At 64.0% G+C, this 15,040-nt stretch carries 17 protein-coding genes; 4 read left to right on the top strand and 13 right to left on the bottom strand.

What is annotated here, in order from left to right; genetic code table 11:
* The 11 genes from U0L91_RS12510 to cls all read right to left on the bottom strand — a co-directional run.
* The coding region (locus U0L91_RS12510; protein ID WP_330047417.1) for a M23 family metallopeptidase at positions 1-294 on the bottom strand (294 nt) is incomplete at its 3' end.
* A 2-nt stretch (positions 295-296) separates the two neighbouring features.
* Positions 297-782 carry a hypothetical protein gene (locus U0L91_RS12505; protein ID WP_330047415.1) on the bottom strand — a complete coding sequence of 162 codons (486 nt, stop codon included), beginning with the start codon at positions 780-782 and terminating at the stop codon, positions 297-299.
* Complete coding sequence (locus U0L91_RS12500; RefSeq protein ID WP_330047413.1) at positions 779-1,246, bottom strand: hypothetical protein; 468 nt, start codon at positions 1,244-1,246, stop codon at positions 779-781. The genes U0L91_RS12505 and U0L91_RS12500 overlap by 4 nt, the downstream gene beginning before the upstream one ends.
* A gap of 13 nt (positions 1,247-1,259) precedes the next feature.
* Positions 1,260-1,691 carry a hypothetical protein gene (locus U0L91_RS12495; RefSeq protein WP_330047411.1) on the bottom strand — a complete coding sequence of 144 codons (432 nt, stop codon included), beginning with the start codon at positions 1,689-1,691 and terminating at the stop codon, positions 1,260-1,262.
* Positions 1,681-2,061, bottom strand: a complete 381-nt coding sequence (locus U0L91_RS12490; protein ID WP_330047409.1) for a head-tail connector protein — start codon at positions 2,059-2,061, stop codon at positions 1,681-1,683. Before U0L91_RS12490 ends, U0L91_RS12495 begins: the two co-directional genes overlap by 11 nt.
* A gap of 14 nt (positions 2,062-2,075) precedes the next feature.
* Positions 2,076-3,044, bottom strand: a complete 969-nt coding sequence (locus tag U0L91_RS12485) for a N4-gp56 family major capsid protein (RefSeq protein ID WP_330047407.1) — start codon at positions 3,042-3,044, stop codon at positions 2,076-2,078.
* A gap of 44 nt (positions 3,045-3,088) precedes the next feature.
* The gene (locus U0L91_RS12480) at positions 3,089-3,265 is read right to left on the bottom strand and encodes a hypothetical protein (protein ID WP_330047405.1); all 177 of its coding nucleotides are present in this window, start codon (positions 3,263-3,265) and stop codon (positions 3,089-3,091) included.
* A 17-nt stretch (positions 3,266-3,282) separates the two neighbouring features.
* A complete protein-coding gene (locus U0L91_RS12475; protein WP_330047403.1) occupies positions 3,283-4,596 on the bottom strand; it encodes a hypothetical protein in 1,314 nt (437 codons plus the stop codon).
* 13 nt (positions 4,597-4,609) lie between these two features.
* Positions 4,610-5,842, bottom strand: coding sequence for a PBSX family phage terminase large subunit (locus U0L91_RS12470; protein ID WP_330047401.1), 1,233 nt, complete (start codon positions 5,840-5,842; stop codon positions 4,610-4,612).
* Positions 5,833-6,051, bottom strand: a complete 219-nt coding sequence (locus tag U0L91_RS12465; protein ID WP_330047399.1) for a terminase small subunit — start codon at positions 6,049-6,051, stop codon at positions 5,833-5,835. Before U0L91_RS12465 ends, U0L91_RS12470 begins: the two co-directional genes overlap by 10 nt.
* Positions 6,052-6,267: 216 nt before the next feature.
* Positions 6,268-7,824, bottom strand: a complete 1,557-nt coding sequence (gene cls / locus U0L91_RS12460; protein WP_330047398.1) for a cardiolipin synthase — start codon at positions 7,822-7,824, stop codon at positions 6,268-6,270.
* 354 nt (positions 7,825-8,178) lie between these two features.
* Here cls and U0L91_RS12455 point away from each other — a divergent pair, with 354 nt between their 5' ends.
* Complete coding sequence (locus U0L91_RS12455; RefSeq protein WP_330047396.1) at positions 8,179-8,592, top strand: Hsp20/alpha crystallin family protein; 414 nt, start codon at positions 8,179-8,181, stop codon at positions 8,590-8,592.
* A gap of 78 nt (positions 8,593-8,670) precedes the next feature.
* Here the strand turns inward: U0L91_RS12455 and U0L91_RS12450 are convergent, their stop codons facing one another.
* A complete protein-coding gene (locus U0L91_RS12450) occupies positions 8,671-9,555 on the bottom strand; it encodes a DegV family protein (RefSeq protein ID WP_330047394.1) in 885 nt (294 codons plus the stop codon).
* Between the two features lie 190 nt (positions 9,556-9,745).
* Between U0L91_RS12450 and U0L91_RS12445 the strand changes: the two genes are divergently transcribed.
* Complete coding sequence (locus U0L91_RS12445; RefSeq protein ID WP_330047393.1) at positions 9,746-10,138, top strand: thioesterase family protein; 393 nt, start codon at positions 9,746-9,748, stop codon at positions 10,136-10,138.
* A gap of 1 nt (position 10,139) precedes the next feature.
* Complete coding sequence (locus tag U0L91_RS12440; protein ID WP_330047391.1) at positions 10,140-11,315, top strand: CapA family protein; 1,176 nt, start codon at positions 10,140-10,142, stop codon at positions 11,313-11,315.
* Here U0L91_RS12440 and U0L91_RS12435 read toward each other — a convergent pair.
* The gene (locus tag U0L91_RS12435; RefSeq protein WP_330047389.1) at positions 11,296-12,144 is read right to left on the bottom strand and encodes an AraC family transcriptional regulator; all 849 of its coding nucleotides are present in this window, start codon (positions 12,142-12,144) and stop codon (positions 11,296-11,298) included. The genes U0L91_RS12440 and U0L91_RS12435 overlap by 20 nt on opposite strands.
* A 431-nt stretch (positions 12,145-12,575) precedes the next feature.
* Here U0L91_RS12435 and U0L91_RS12430 point away from each other — a divergent pair, with 431 nt between their 5' ends.
* Positions 12,576-14,888 carry a SpoIIE family protein phosphatase gene (locus tag U0L91_RS12430; RefSeq protein ID WP_330047387.1) on the top strand — a complete coding sequence of 771 codons (2,313 nt, stop codon included), beginning with the start codon at positions 12,576-12,578 and terminating at the stop codon, positions 14,886-14,888.
* The last annotated feature ends 152 nt before the right edge of the window (positions 14,889-15,040 follow it).

The following is a 15,040-nucleotide window of genomic DNA, read 5'->3' as shown; positions in this document are numbered from 1 at the left end:
CTGGACGCAGAGTCTGGAAAGATGGGCATACCGGGTGGAGAGTGCCCCGCCCTGATAGTCGGCATGGCGGATGCGGCACATGATGCCGTAGCTCTGCATCCCGGTCTTGGTGTGGCCGTCCCAGTCCTGGGTCTGCTCCACGGTGCCGTCCTCCGCCGCGTAGACCGGCGTTCCGACTGCGGCGCGCAGATCAATGGCGCTGTGGGTGCTGCCGTCGCTGTAAAGCCAGCCGGCGGTCAGGACATGCAGGGCCAGCGGCCAGGCAAAAAGAACTTCCTGCGTTGCCAGACGCATGATCAGGCCCCCTCACTGAAGGTTTTGGTAGAGATGTCGAAGGTGCCCTGCGTCTTGACGCCGGTGTAATGGATATTGAAGGGGATCTGGTAGCCGGTCGTGTCGCCGCCGTAGCTGACGATCTCGATGTAGCACTCCTCCTTGACGGCGGGATAGCTGCTGCCCTGCTCGTCGCCCCAGAGTTTGACCTCCACGATGTCGGTCTTGAGGCTGTCCAGCAGCAGGTCTCCGTCCAGAATGGCCTGCAGCTTTTCAAACAGCGGGTCATCCTTCTCGGCGTAGTAGGGCGTGACCTCGCCCTGCTTCTGGTAGCTGTCAATGACGACGCTGGTCTGCCCCAGAATGTTGTTCTTCTTTTCCACATTGGCGGACAGTTCGGGGGAATATTCCTCGAGGTCCTTGCCCAGGCGGACATACTCCCCGGCGCCCCCTGCGCCGCCGATGTCGGCATTGAGGAAATGTGCCATATATTTGCGTTCAATCTTCATGTCTCGGGTTCTCCTTTCTTCCGATCCAGAAACAGCGTGTATTCCGCTGTCAGTTCCACTGTGTAGACGGCCGTTCCCTCATCGCTGCGGCGTTCGAGCCGTCCGGAGGAAGCCGCCATCCGCTCGGCGGTGCTGTCGATGTTGCCAAAGGTCGGGGCCAGGCCTGCCGCGCTCTGCTGCGCCACCCAGTCCTGCAGTTCGAGCAGCCGTCCCGCGTTGCGGGTCCCCTGCCCCGCATCCCCGGGGGCAAGGGGCAGGATGAGCCGCAGGGTGCAGCGGGTACGGCAGCGCAGCGTGACCTGACCCAGAAGGTTTTCCCGCCGGCTCAGCGTTTCGACGCCCAGCGGGAACGCGCCGGCCGACTCGCCGACGGCCGACAGATCATCCACCCCCAGCGGCAGATCCGCCAGAGCGGGGGCGGTGCGCAGCCAGTCCAGCAGCCGTTCCAATGCCTGTTCGGTCATGGGTTCCTCCTTTTTAATTGCTCAGGCTGTGAGCGCCGCTGCCCGAATGGGTCCACCATCCGCCCGCTTCCAGGTGGCAGGGCACCCCGCCGATCTGCTTGGGGTCCAGGTACTGCACGCTGACCAGCCCCTCGACCAGGCCGGGCAGGAATTTGTTCCAGTCGTCGTAGGCCACATCGGGGCCCTCGCCTTCCAGAACGCGGTCATGGACCTGCAGGGTATAGTCGCTGCCGCGGCGGGCCGATGTCTCGGGAATGACCAGCAGGAAGGCGCTGCCGGCCTCACTGCCGGATTCGAGGACCACCTCCCGCCGGCGGTGGTCCAGAAACACGCCGTGCAATACCGTGCGGGTGACGGTCCGGGCCGTGTGGTCCGCGTGATAGAGGGTGACGGTCTGCCGGCAGAGCCGGTAGTCCGGCAGATGCACCCCGGCGTCAGACCGCATAATAGTCCTCCCGGCAGACATAGCGGCCCAGGCCCAGGTAGCGGGCGGCCAGGGCGCGGTAGTACCGCTCCCGCAGCGCCAGCGTGGTGGAACAGAGTTCCGGCGGGGCGGTGTAGGTTTCGGTGACACTGCCCACGCTGACCGAAGCAAACCCGCGGCGGCTGTCCTCCTGGTCGAAGGCATACATGGCCTCGGCAATGGCGCACAGGGCACAATCCTCGGGACGGATCAGTCCCTCCCGCGGGGTCAGATGGAAGACATCGCGGTACCGCTCCAGCAGATCGGAGGCACGGCGCAGATAATGGTCAAACACCTCCCGGGGGAGGTCTTCCCCCAGATACTCGTCGGTGTAGAATGCGTAGTCCGGCAAGGGCGGCACCTCCTTCAGGCCTTGAACTTGCCCAGCACCACCTTGGCCTCATTGGAGAGCACCGCCACATAGAACTCGTCGGCGGTGATCTCGGTGGTGCGGATCTTGGGTTTGCGCTCGGTCTCGACATTGACCTGGCGCTTGCGATAGATGGTCAGGGCCGGCAGGGCGTCCTCGGTCTCGGGATCAGATTCCAGCTTGACGATGGGGCAGAAATAGCAGGGCGTGTCCACCTTGGTGACCTTGTCGTTTTCCTTGGCGCCGGGCAGCGTCTTGCGCACCTCCTCGAGATTGCCGGAATTCACCGTCACCGAGCCGGCATCGTCCGGCTTGTACCAGCTTTCCTGCAGAGGGACCTTCTTGCTGGGCACGACGCGGCAGCCCGCGATCATGCCGATCTCGCCCGAGACCATCACCCCCGACTGGTATTTGTCGGCGCTGAGGAAGTCCTCGGACTTGCGCAGCGCGGTCAGCTGCTTGGGGTGCACAAAGATCACCTTGTCGGTGCCCTGTTCCTCCTCAAACAGGTCCAGCGCATCCACGAGGCCGGTGTAGCTCAGCGGGTTGTCGGGACTGTTGAAGCAGAGGGATGCGCCCTGCAGCACCTCCATGCAGTCATTGTCGATCTTGGCGGCGATGGCCATGGCCAGCTGGGTGTTGGCCTCACCGACCGGGTTGCCGTAGCCGGACAGCACCGCTTCGTCGGTCAGACCGATGCCCTTCATGGCTTTCTTGACGGTGGCGCGGCGCACCGAGGTGGTCATTTTCTCGATGCTCACGGCCTCCCCTTCGGCAACGTCGGCGGCATCGCCGATGTAGGCGTAGGCGGGCACCGTGATGGTATCGCCGGGAACGCCGGCCAGGGTGTCATCCACCTTGGCAAAGGGCGCCACCCGCAGCTTGTTGGGAATGCGGGCGGAAACCACGTCGCCCATCACTTCGGGATCAATCAGGTCGGAAATTTTGGTGTAGGTATCAGCCATTCTTCATATCTCCTTCTTTTACATGAATGTCGGGTTCCGGGCGTTCAGCCGCGGCGCATCTGTTCATACGCCGCGGGATCGGCACGCTTGAGCGCCAGCCGTTCCCGGTAGCTCATCCTGTCGAGTGCCTCGCGGCCCGGCAGCATCGGGGCGCTGCCGGTTCCCGCCGCATAGGGGGCGGGCGCCGCGCCGGGCTCCTGGGTGGGGTTGTTCTGTTCCATCTTGTCACCTCCTTTCGTCAGGTCTGGCTGCCGGCGGGCAGATACCGTCTGCGGATCGCCGCCAGGTCGGCTTCGGTCTCGTGGGGCAGGTCAAAGTACCAGGCCAGCGCCAGTTCGGGGCGCAGCAGTCCCGCCTGGGTCATCTCCCGGTATTCGTTCCAGGTGCGGGTGCGGTCAAACAGCACACCGTCCCCCCAGTCCACCACCAGGTCACCCGACGGATCAAACGGCGCACCGTCCGCCTTGCCGTACACCCTGCCCAGCGTATCGCAGAGGGTCAGGGCGCTGCGCAGCCCATCGCCCCACATGGTCTGGAAATCCTGCACGGTCAGGTTGTAATCTCCCTCGCTGGAGGTGATCTCGGTCGCGGTGCGCTCGGCGGCCTCCACCTCGCTGAGGATGCCCCGCTTGAAGCCCAGCAGGCTTTCGCAGCTGCGCAGCAGGTCCTGCTTGCGGGTCATGAACTGGTCCACCCGCAAGGCCGGGCTGTAAACCGTCAGTCCGACGTTGGCGGGATCGTCGGGCAGCCCCACAAACAGATCGTCGGCCAGAACCCGCCGCCCGAAGGTGTCCTGCCGCATCAGGTCCTCCGAGGCGAACACCCGGGAGGCGCCGTTCTCAAACTCGCGGTGCAGCTGGTGTTCCAGCCGTCCCAGGCTGTGAATCAGCCCCACCGCCGGGGCAAAGACCGCCACGGCATCGGGGCCGCCGTCCACACAGTTGAGCAGCGGGGTCCGCAGCACCGCCAGGCCGACGCCCTGCACGCCGGGCAGCAGCAGCCGGGGCTGCAGCTGTGCCGTCTGGGGCAGCGTATCCAGCGGCACCTCCCGCCCGAGGATCTCCCCCGCCCGCTCAAACAGCCGGGTTTCGATGGTCAGCCCGTCCGGACCGGCGGTGCGGCGTTCCAGCAGCAGATGCCTGCCGAGCTGCTGCATCGTTCCCACCGCCTGCAGTGTGCCGTGGGCATCGCGGTCCAGCGGGGCGTAGCAGTCCCGGCGGATGGGCAGAAAGTCAAACCCCGCTGCGGTGGGCACCGGTTTGAGCAGACATTCCCCGCCCACCAGCGCATACTGCATCGCCTGGGCCCGGACGGCGTTGAGCGCATCGAGCGCCGGGCCGAGCCGGGACGCCGGCTCCCGCAGGCGGCTCTCGTATTCCGAAAAGACCGCCCGGCAGAGCTTGTTGACGATGAGGACCGCCAGACGGTCCTCCGGCGTCTCTCCGGGGACCGGGTCACCGAAATACAGGGCCATCCATTCCCGGATGGCGGCCTGCATCCGCGACGAGGTCACATCCCTGCGGCCGAACGCCTGTTCGAGATAACTTTTCAATCAACCACTCCTTTCAGGTCCCCCGGCGCCGCCAGACGCCCTCCACCGCATAGCGCACGGCGTCAATGTGATGGTTGTCCACGTCGGGATAGCCCGGCAGCACGTCGCCGGTGCGGGGGTCACGTTCGTACTCATAGCCTGAAAATTCCTTGGCCGTATCGGGGCAGCGCTCGGGATCAATGACGATGGCCGTCAGGCTTTGCAGCCATTTCATGCTCTCGGTGACGCTGTTGGGGCCTTTGAGCGCCGCCCGGCAGGGCAGGCCGGCCGCCCGGTAATCCGCACAGCTCTTGGGCTCGGCGGAATCCGCGGTCAGCGGCGCCCCCACGCCCCGGTCCAGCAGCAGCCGTGCGGTGTCCCGGTTGGACGTGCGCCGCCGGGTCAGCTCATCAAAGATGTAGAGGGTCCGCCGCGCCGCATCGTACCAGACGGCATTGTAGGCCCAGGGGTCGGGGTACCAGCCCCAGTCCACACCGTACCGGATGCGGTCGAAGGCATCGGATTCCTCCCGCGGGATGGGCCGCAGCTGCAGGTTGGCAAACACCGCCGCGCCGCTGCCCACCACCTCGCCGAGGTACTCGTGCCGGTAAGCCAGCGGATTGACCCGGCGCAGATGGTCGGCATCCGCCAGAAAGCGGGGGCCCAGCCATTCGGGCGGCAAGTCCCGGTAACTCGACCGGTGCACCAGTTTGCCGGCCCGCTGTTCCAGCGCATAGCCGTTGACCCAGGCCCGGCCCATAGCCGGAGGATTGAAGCTCTTGAACGCGAGGGTGAAGCTCCCGCCCCGGAAGACACTCTGTTCAACGCTGCGGATTTCCTCGGGTCCGTCGAACTGGTCCAGTTCCTCGAACCAGGCCAGACCGATCGACCCGAAAGGCACCTTGACGCTCTTGAGCTTGCCGGGGTCATCGGCGCCGAAAAAGAGGATCTTCTGCCCGGTGGGCAGATAGGTGCACTCCATCGGGCTGACCGTACAGCGGAACCGGCTGGACAGCCCCAGCTGCCCGATGGCCCAGCCGATCTGCGCATACACGCTGGTCCGCAGCGTGCCGCCGACCTTGCGCAGCACGATGGCGTGGGTGTCGGGGTGGCGCAGCAGCTGCAGGATCAGTTCCAGGCTGATATAGCTGGATTTGCCGCTGCCGCGCCCACCCAGGGCCACCACCTCCTGCACCGTGCCCCGGCGCACCGCCCGATGGACCGGCCAGAACACCGGTGCGATCAGCTCCCGGATTTTCACCCGCATGAACCTTCCTCCTTCCAGGGTGCTTCATCCACCAGGGTGACCCCCTCGTCCGCGGCCGCTCCATCCCCCATCCCGAGATACTTGTATATCATCTCGAGGGCCCGGAGTTTGTCGGCCACCTTGATGGGGGGCGGCGGCTCCGCCGTCAGGTCGGCAAACGCAATGCCCGCCAGTTCTTCCAGGACATGGTCCGGTGTGATCTGCTGCAAACGAGCCCCCCTCCTCTCTGTCATTCTCGGTTTTCCGAGCTATTGCGTTTGAGGGTATTCTAGCCCGGCGAACGGGCGGTGTCAACGGTTTCGGGGCGGGATGATACCAGGGAGCCGGTTTTGTCCCCCGAACAAAAAAAGACGGCCCCGAAGGACCGTCCTATAAAAAAAGGCCTGCACCCCCGAACGGGAGGCAGACCGGAAAAGATCAGAGAATCAGCACAGCGGGGCAAGCAGCCGCAGCGCAGCGGAAATCATGTTGCCCACGGCGCTGGTGCGGCATTCCCGCAGTGCGACGCGGTGGCTGACCCGCTCGATGTCCAGCAGGTCGGCGGCCACATCAGCGAGCGCCGGGCAGCCGTAGAGCAGCACCGAGCACTCGAAATGCAGGTACAGGCTGCGGTAGTCCAGATTGATGGCCCCGACAGCGCCGATCCGGCCATCCACCAGCCAGGTCTTGGCGTGGAGGAATCCCGGCGTGTAGGTGAAGATCTTGACACCGCTGCGGATCAGCGGAGCGAAATAGCTTTTGGTCAGCTGGTAGATGATCTTCTTGTCGGGAATGCCCGGCGTGTAGATCCGGACATCCACGCCCCGCTTGGCCGCCAGACAAAGGGCGGACAGGATGGTATTGTCGAGGATCAGGTAGGGCGTGGTGATCCACAGGCTCTGCTGGGCCTGATCGATGAGTTCCAGATAGACATTCTTGGCAACAGTCTCGTTGTCCACAGGATTGTCGCTGTACGGCTGGACCAGGCCCACCGTGGCATGGGGTGCGGCAAAGTCCTGCCGGGGATCGACGCCGTCCAGACCGGCATCGTCGGGGCGCTGGCTGGCCCACAGGCGCAGGAACATCGTCACGAAGCCCCAGGCGCCGGGTCCGTCCAGACGGATCGCCGTGTCCCGCCAGTGTCCGAAGCGCGGCTTGCGGTTGATATACTCATCGGCCAGATTGAAGCCGCCCGTAAAGGCCAGCCGGCCGTCCACCACAACGATCTTGCGGTGGTCCCGGCTGTTCATCACCAGGTTGAGGATCGGCACAAACGGATTGAACGGCACGGCGCGGATGCCCTCCGCCTCAAGCGTTTTCCAGTAGCCGGCGGGCAGGCCGGGGGCACAGCCCACATCGTCGTAGATCAGGCGGACATCCACCCCTTCCGCGGCTTTGCGGCGCAGCACTGCATGGACGCTGTCCCACATTTCCCCCTTGGAAATGATGAAGAATTCCACAAAGATGAATTTGCGGGCGCTCTCCAGGGCCGGAATCAGGTCGGCATAGACCGCCTCGCCCGAGGAATAATACCGCACATCGGTGCCGCCGTACACCGGATAATCGGCGTAATCCCGCAGATAGGCCGCTGTGCGCCCTGCCCGCGGCGCGGACCGTTCCAGCCGCTGCTGGGCGGCGGGGTCCCTGCGGATCAGCGGCCGGATCTGCCCGGCGGCCCACTCCAGCTTTTTGCGCAGCCGGATGGCCGGGCGCTTGTCGCCCCACAGGATATACAGCAGACCGCCCTGCACCGGCATGACCATGAACAGGACCATCCAGCTGATCTTGAACTCCGGCACCGTGGAATCCTGCCGGATCAGTGCGGCACACATGATGACGCTGACGGCCACCATCGCAAGGCTGATCCCGCGCATATAGTCCGCCAGATAGACCAGCATCACCACCAACCAGACCGCCTGCAGGATCAGCAGCGTCATGGTGATGACCACGCGGCTGAGCAGCTTGCCCAATATCTTTTTGAGAAGTCTGCCGAGTTCTGCCATATTTCCTCCCTGTCGTTTGTAGTCCGTCTTGTCGAACGATTGGTATAACTGTATCATGCTCCACCCCGAATTGCAACCGGCGGCCCCGGCTGCGCAGGTGTGTCAACCGGATGCCAGAAATTGTTTCGGGTTTTCTTGAAAATTATTGATCGTTGAAACGCTTTATTTTATTATTTTTAGCACTCTACTCAAAAGACTGCTAAAAATTCACATTCAGTTCATACTTTGTTCATAAATGGGGTGTATCTTTAGAATTGTCAAAGGGAAACAGAAAGGCACCGCCCCCAAGGGTGCCGCTTCCCGAGACAGATACTTCAGATTTCAACATGTTTTAAATAAAAGGAGATATGACTTATGGCTATGCTGATTGATCGTCGTTATAATCCGTTCCGTGACTTTGAGGATATCAACCGTTCCTTCTTCGGTGACAACGGCCTGGCGGAGTTCAAGACCGATATCCGTGATACCGGCGACGCCTATCAGATGGAGTGCGACCTGCCCGGCTTTAAGAAGGAGGACATCTCGCTGAGCCTGAACGACAACATGCTGACCATCAAGGCCGAGCGTCACAGCGACTTTGAGGATCAGGACAAGAAGGGCAGCTACCTGCGCTGCGAACGCAACTACGGCAGCTACACCCGCAGCTTCGATGTGACCGGTGTGGATACCAACAAGATCCATGCTTCCTACAACAACGGCGTGCTCTGCATCATGCTCCCCAAGTACGTCAAGCAGAGCGATGACCCGCATGCGATCGCCATCGAGTAAGTTTTTGGCTTTCTCTGTTAACTCATAACGAAATCCCCCCGCACGGTTGAGCAGACCGTGCGGGGGGATTTTTTTGTATCAGCCCGGAAGTTCGCTTTTGAGGAACTGGATGCCCACGCCCAGCAGATGGGGGCCGAGATGGACGGCCAGGGTGGCGTCGATCTTGCCGTGAATCACGCGGCCCGCCCGGGGCAGCGCGTCGGTCAGGGCCTGTTCGAGCGCCGCACCCTCCTCGGGAACATTGCCGTCACAGACGACGAGATTGTATTTTTCGCCGGGATGCTGTTCGGCCAGATCGGTGACCAGCCGGATCAGACGTTCCTGGACGCCGCGGCGTCCCCGCACCTTGGCCACCGAGGAGATAACCCCGTCCTCCGGGTCAAAGCTCAGGATGGGCTTGATCTGCAGCAGGCTGCCCGCCATGGCCGTCACCCGTCCGATGCGGCCGCCCCGCTTGAGGTATTCCAGGGTATCCAGAGAGAAAAAGACGCGGTTGTCCCGGACCAGCCGTTCGGTGAGCGGCTTGAGGCGGTGGAAAGGCACACCGCGCTGGGCGTACTGCGCAACCTGGACGGCCAGCGCACCCTCGCCCAGGCTGGCACTCTTGCTGTCAAAGACCGCCACATCCAGATCGTCCCGCTGTTGGGCGGCGAGCCGGATCAAGTTGTTGGTACCGGACAGACATTCCGCGATGGTCAGCGAGATGACCTGGGTATACCCCTGCCGGGCGATGGCGTCCAGCGTGTCGTTGACATCCTGAAGCCGGGGCAGGCTGGTCTTGAAATTCTCGGTTTTCTGACGGTCATAGACCTCCTCAACCGTGATGTCGATGTTGTCCCGGTAGGTGCGCTCCCCGCAGGTTACCACAAGCGGCAGGCAGAAAATCGGATACTTTTTAAAATATTCCTGGGGCAGATCGCAGCAGGAATCCGTCAGCACGGCAATCTTTCCGGCCGTTTCCATGAAAGTACCTCCTTTATTCGGGCGCTTTTGCGTCATAATTCATAGTTTTATTATAATCCTCCCCCACCATGGCGTCAACGAATCTTTTCGGCAAAAGGGCTATCCAAAACCGCCGGGAATGTGTATAATCGGGACAGAGCGTACCGGACTGTTCCGGTGCACCGATTTTACAACAAAGGAGTTTCCGATGATGCTGAATCCTGGAATCAAGGGCACCGCTTCGGTGACCGTCACTGCCGACAACACTGCCGCCGCCATGGGGAGCGGCGAACTGAACGTATTTGCCACGCCCGCGCTGGCTGCTCTGGTGGAGAAGGCCTGCTGGCAGAGCGTTGCCGCCGAGCTGGAACCCGGTTCCGGCACGGTAGGCACCAATCTGAACCTGGCCCACACCGCCCCCACCCCGGTGGGCATGACGGTGCGCTGCGACTGCGAGCTGACCGCCGTGGAGGGCCGCAAGCTGACCTTCTCGGCCGTGCTGTCCGATGACTGCGGCGAGGTGGGTCACGCCGTGCACGAGCGCTTCATCATCCAGAACGACCGGTTCCAGAAAAAGGCGGACTCCAAAAAGTCCGCGCAGTGAGATGGCCCGCCGTCCCGTCCGTGCCGGGGTGCGGACTTCCCTGCTGCTGGCCGGCGCCCTGCTGACCGCAGGCTGCACGGCCGCCGCGCCGCCCGAGCCCACGCCGGCCCCCACACAGGCACCGACCCCGGCCCCCACGGCACAGCCCACACCCGAACCCACGCCCATGCCGGACAACTGGCACACCGTCGAGACCGCCTCGGACGACGCGGTGACGCTGGCCTTTACGGGGGACTGGAATTTTGCGGATGACTGGGCGATTGTCGAGAACTTTGCCGCCAGCGGCCGTTCCTTTGCCGAAAACTTTTCGGAGGATCTGCTGGCCCGGATGCGCGGTGCCGACCTGCTGGTCTGCAACAACGAGTTTTCCATCTCGGACCGCGGCGCTCCGCTGGCCGGCAAGCAGTTTACCTTCCGGGCTTCGCCGTCCAGCGCCGCCTACTGGCACGAGGTCGGGGCGGACCTGCTCTGTCTGGCCAACAACCATGCCGGCGACTACGGTCTGGATGCCCTGACCGACACGCTGGACATTCTGCACAGTGAGGGGCTGCCCACCTTCGGGGCGGGCCGCAATCTGGAGGAGGCCGCCCAGGCCCAGTATTTCACGGCCAACGGCATGACCTTTGCCTTTGTGGCCGCCACCCGTGCCGAAAAGTATATCCTGACGCCCCAGGCCACCGAGGACAGTCCCGGCGTTCTGTACTGCTACGATGACAGCGACCTGCTGCAGGCGCTGCGCACCGCCGCCGACAAGGCCGACTTTGTGGTGGCCTATCTGCACTGGGGCACCGAGGAGAGCACGGTTCTGGAAACCGCCCAGCTGGACCTGGCCACCGCCTGTGCCGAGGCCGGTGCCGACCTGATTGTGGGGTCCCACCCCCATGTCCTGCAGGGGGCCGGCTGGCGCGGCGACGTGCCGGTCTTTTACAGCCTGGGCAACTTCTGGTTCAACATGGACACCGACACCACCGCCCTGCTGACCGTGACGGTCCGCAGTCCGGAGGACTTTACCTGCCAGGTGCTGCCCTGTCTGCAGTCCGGCGGCACGACCCGTCTGCTGGACGGCGAGGAGGCCGCCGGGGTGCTGGACAGCCTGAACCGCATCAGCGAGAGCGGCGCCCTCCTGGACGAGACCGGCGTGCTGTGCGCCGAGCCCGTTACAGAGCCTCCGGCGTAGGCGCCAGCGAGGTGGTCAGCGCCGGTTCCCGTTCACCATCCACCGGATCGGTGGGACTCTGGCCGTAGATCTTGCGGTAGCTGCGGTAGAAGGTTGAGTAATCCGAAAACCCGCATTCCCGCGCCGCGACGCCGGCCGGATGGCCCGACTTGAGCAGAATCCGCGCAAGCGCCATCCGCTTGTACAGGACATAATCCCCCACCGTGCTGCCGGTGGCCTGCTTGAAGCGCCGGATCAGCGTATTGCGGCTCATATAGAACTTTTCGGCCAGATTCTCGAGATTCAGCGGCTGGGTCAGGTTGGCGTTGATGTATTGCAGCACTTCCTGGATGCGCGCCTGCTCCGCCGTGGGGCCTACCGCGGTCCCGGACATTGCAAAAAGCTCTATCAAAATCCGGACGATCTCGGTGCGAATTGCAATATTCCGCACGGTTTCGGGCCGTTCCGCAGCCTTTTCGAGCTCGGCAAACATCCCTTCAAGGGTATGCCAGGCGCCGGGATAGAGAATTTTCTGTCCCGTAAAGGTCTGCAGCAGACATTTCTCCTCGGGATGGAGCATCTCGTGGGAAAATTGGACGTTCGCGCGCCGGTATACCCCTTCGGCCGCAAACGCCTCCACACTGTGGAACCGGGTCCGCTCGAGCATCAGGACATCCCCGGGATGCAGGGAATACAGCACACCTTCCACCCGGTAGTCCGCCCGGCCGGCCAGAAAACAATAGATCTCATACCAGTCATGGCAGTGCGGTGCAAAGACCGTCTCGGGGGAGTCGGTCTCCCGCAGCTGGAATTCCATCTGCGGGGTACAGAATTCTCGTGCACTCTGCATGGTCAACCCTCCTTGCATTTCAGACCTGACTTTATTCTAGCACATTTGGTGCGCGTTGCCAACGGCACGGTGCAAAATGCAATGGTATTTTCTCCCTTGCGGACTATAATAGAGTCATTCCAAACGAAAGAAAGGAGCGATTGACTCATGTTCTTCTTCACGAAGCTGAACCGCGAAATGACCAAAGACGAACTGCTCGTCGCCAACGCCCTGCTCGATCTGTAAGGTGTATTTCATGCGATTCACGACCCAATGGGTCACTGTATAAAAGACGTCCCGGTCCGCCGGCGGAGTTTCCGCCCCGGACCGGGACGTTTTTTGTTGCCGGAACGCTGGATTTTGGTTTGTTTTGTGTCTTCTTGCCCCTTCTGCGCCCTGCGGCAAAAACTGCGCGGATTCCCCGGTATGCTTATCGCCAGAGAGGGGGAACCATGATGTCCAGAATTCCGATATCCGCCAAAAAAACCGAAGCGCCGCCCATCGGCGCCCCAAGCCGCCCCGTACATACCGCCGGCGCGCTGCCGCGTGCCGGGCACCGCGCCCTGACCTGGCAGTTTGCCGCTGCCGGCGCCGGGCTGCTGCTCTCCGCCGGGCAGATCTGCGGCGGGTCCGTGCCCTTCGGGCTGGGGTTTCTGCTGGGATGCGGCAACACCGTGCTGCCGGCAGCCGCCTTGGGGTGTCTGGCCGGTTCGCTGTTCTTCCAGCCCCTTGACACCGGTCTCAAACTGGTGGGCGCCTGCATTGCCGCCCTGACCGGCCGGTTTGTGGGGCTGCGGATGGGCCGCAGCGGTCTGCTGCCCGGCACGGCGGCCGGCTGCGGGGCCCTGCTGCTGGAGCAGGCGCTGGTCAGCCTGACCGGGCCGGTGGACGCCGCCGGGAACGCCGCCATGCTCTCCACCGCCGTGCTGGCCGCGGGGCTGGGCTATGCGATCCGGCAGATGCCGGTCTCCAAGCCCCGCGGGGCCTGCCTGTGGTCGGCCATGGCCGCGGCCTGTCTGCAGCGGCTTGCCCTGCCGGGATTTGCACCGGGGCTGGCCGCCGCATCCTTTGCAGTGCTCTGCTGTGCGTGTGCGGGCAGCCTGGAACAGACCGCGGTGCTCTGCATTGCGCTGGCGGCTGCAATCACCGCCGCCAGCCCCACACTGTGTTTTGCGGCGCTGGCCGTGGCCATGGGAGGCCTGGCCGCATCGCTGCTCTGTCCCGGGGAACGGGGCCGCTCGGCGGGCGTGTTTGCGGCGGGCTGCGTGCTGGGAGCGCTGGCCGCCCCCGATTGGACCGGGGTGCTGACGCTGGCACTGGCCGCCGGCTGCGGGGCGCTGCTCTTTCTGCTCTGCCCCGACCCGCTGCTGCACCTGTTTTTCCCGCCGCCGGCACCACCCGCCGCTGCCCAGAGCCTGACCGGCGCCGCACGCAGGCTGGCCGGTGTGGCGGACACGCTCTCCGATATTTCCCGCACCGTGCGGGCGGTCTGTGCACGTCAGGCCGCCCCCGGCGCCGAGACCTATGACTTTGTGGCGGAGTACACCGCGCAGCATCTGTGCCAGGGCTGTGCGCGGCGGTCGGTCTGCTGGGTGCAGGGATATTCGACGGCCATGGACGGGCTGTACGCTCTGCGCGGCACGCTGGAAAGCAACGGCCGGGTGGAGTTGGAAGATCTGCCGGGCCAGCTTTCGGCCTGCATCCATCCCGCCGACCTCTGCACCGTGGTCACCCACGGGTTCCAGCTCTGGTGCAGCCGCCGCCAGACCCGGGCCCGGGCCGAATTGCTGCGCGGTGCGCTGACCGAACAGTATAGCGCCATGGCCGCCGCCCTGTCCCAGATGGCATCCCAGCTGGGTCAGGCCGGTCTGCCCGACCCGCGGCGCGAGGCACGGACGGCGCAGCTGTTCTCCTCCATTGGGCTGGAACCGCTGGAATGTTCGGTGACCGGCGACGCGGTGGGCCGTGTGACGGCCTGCATCACGGTGCCGCGCACCGCCTTCAGCCAGGAGGAATGCCGTGCCCTGGCGACCGAGATGAGCCGCATCTGCCGCCGGGATTTCGATCTGCCCGAGGTGGCCCACTGCCGCACCGTGACGATGCTGCGGTTCGGCGAGCGGCCCCTCTACCGCGCCGTGTTCGGGCTGGCCAGTCTGCCCGCCCCGCCCGAGACCGTCAGCGGCGACGCCTGCGACCAGTTCTGCGACACGGCAGGCCGCGCCCAGATGCTGCTGTGCGACGGCATGGGCACCGGCAAACCGGCCGCCGTGGACGGGCGGATGGCCGCTCGGCTGACCGCCCAGCTGCTGCGGGCCGGGTTCACGGCGGAGAGTTCCGCCCGGCTGGTCAATGTGGCGCTGGGCCTCAAGAACGCCGACCAGGAATCCGGCGCCACGCTGGACCTGCTGACCGTCGATCTGTACACCGGCCGGGCCGGGCTGTACAAGGCCGGGGCAGCACCCAGCTTTCTCTGCCGGGACACCAACGTCCGGATGGTGGAGGGTGCCAGCCTGCCCATCGGCGTGCTGGAGAGTGTTGTCGGCCGGTCCAGTGCCTTCTCCCTCAACGCGGGGGATCTCGTGATGATGGTGTCGGACGGTGCGCTGCACGACGGCACGGCCTGGCTGTGCGACCAGCTCAAGCTCAGCGCCAGCCTGGGACAGGACCCGCAGCAGATTGCCGACATCGTGGCCGCCAGCGCCGCACGCCGCGCCGGGAACCGCCGCGACGACATCACGGTGGCAGTTCTGCGGCTGGACCGGTGAGGATTGGACCGGGTTTGAAAGGATTTTTCGGCATCTGACCCATCAAATACACATTTTTTTCAAAATAAATTCAAAAAAACTGTTTATTTTATCCCAAAACTGTGGTACAGTAGAATCATGTTGAGCGTCGGGCACTGCCCGCGCCATAAATT

It is taken from the genome of Gemmiger sp. (genome assembly GCF_036306485.1).
Classification (GTDB): domain Bacteria; phylum Bacillota; class Clostridia; order Oscillospirales; family Ruminococcaceae; genus Gemmiger.
Note: the sequence above shows the minus strand (reverse complement) of the source record. Positions and strands in the feature narration are given on the sequence as shown.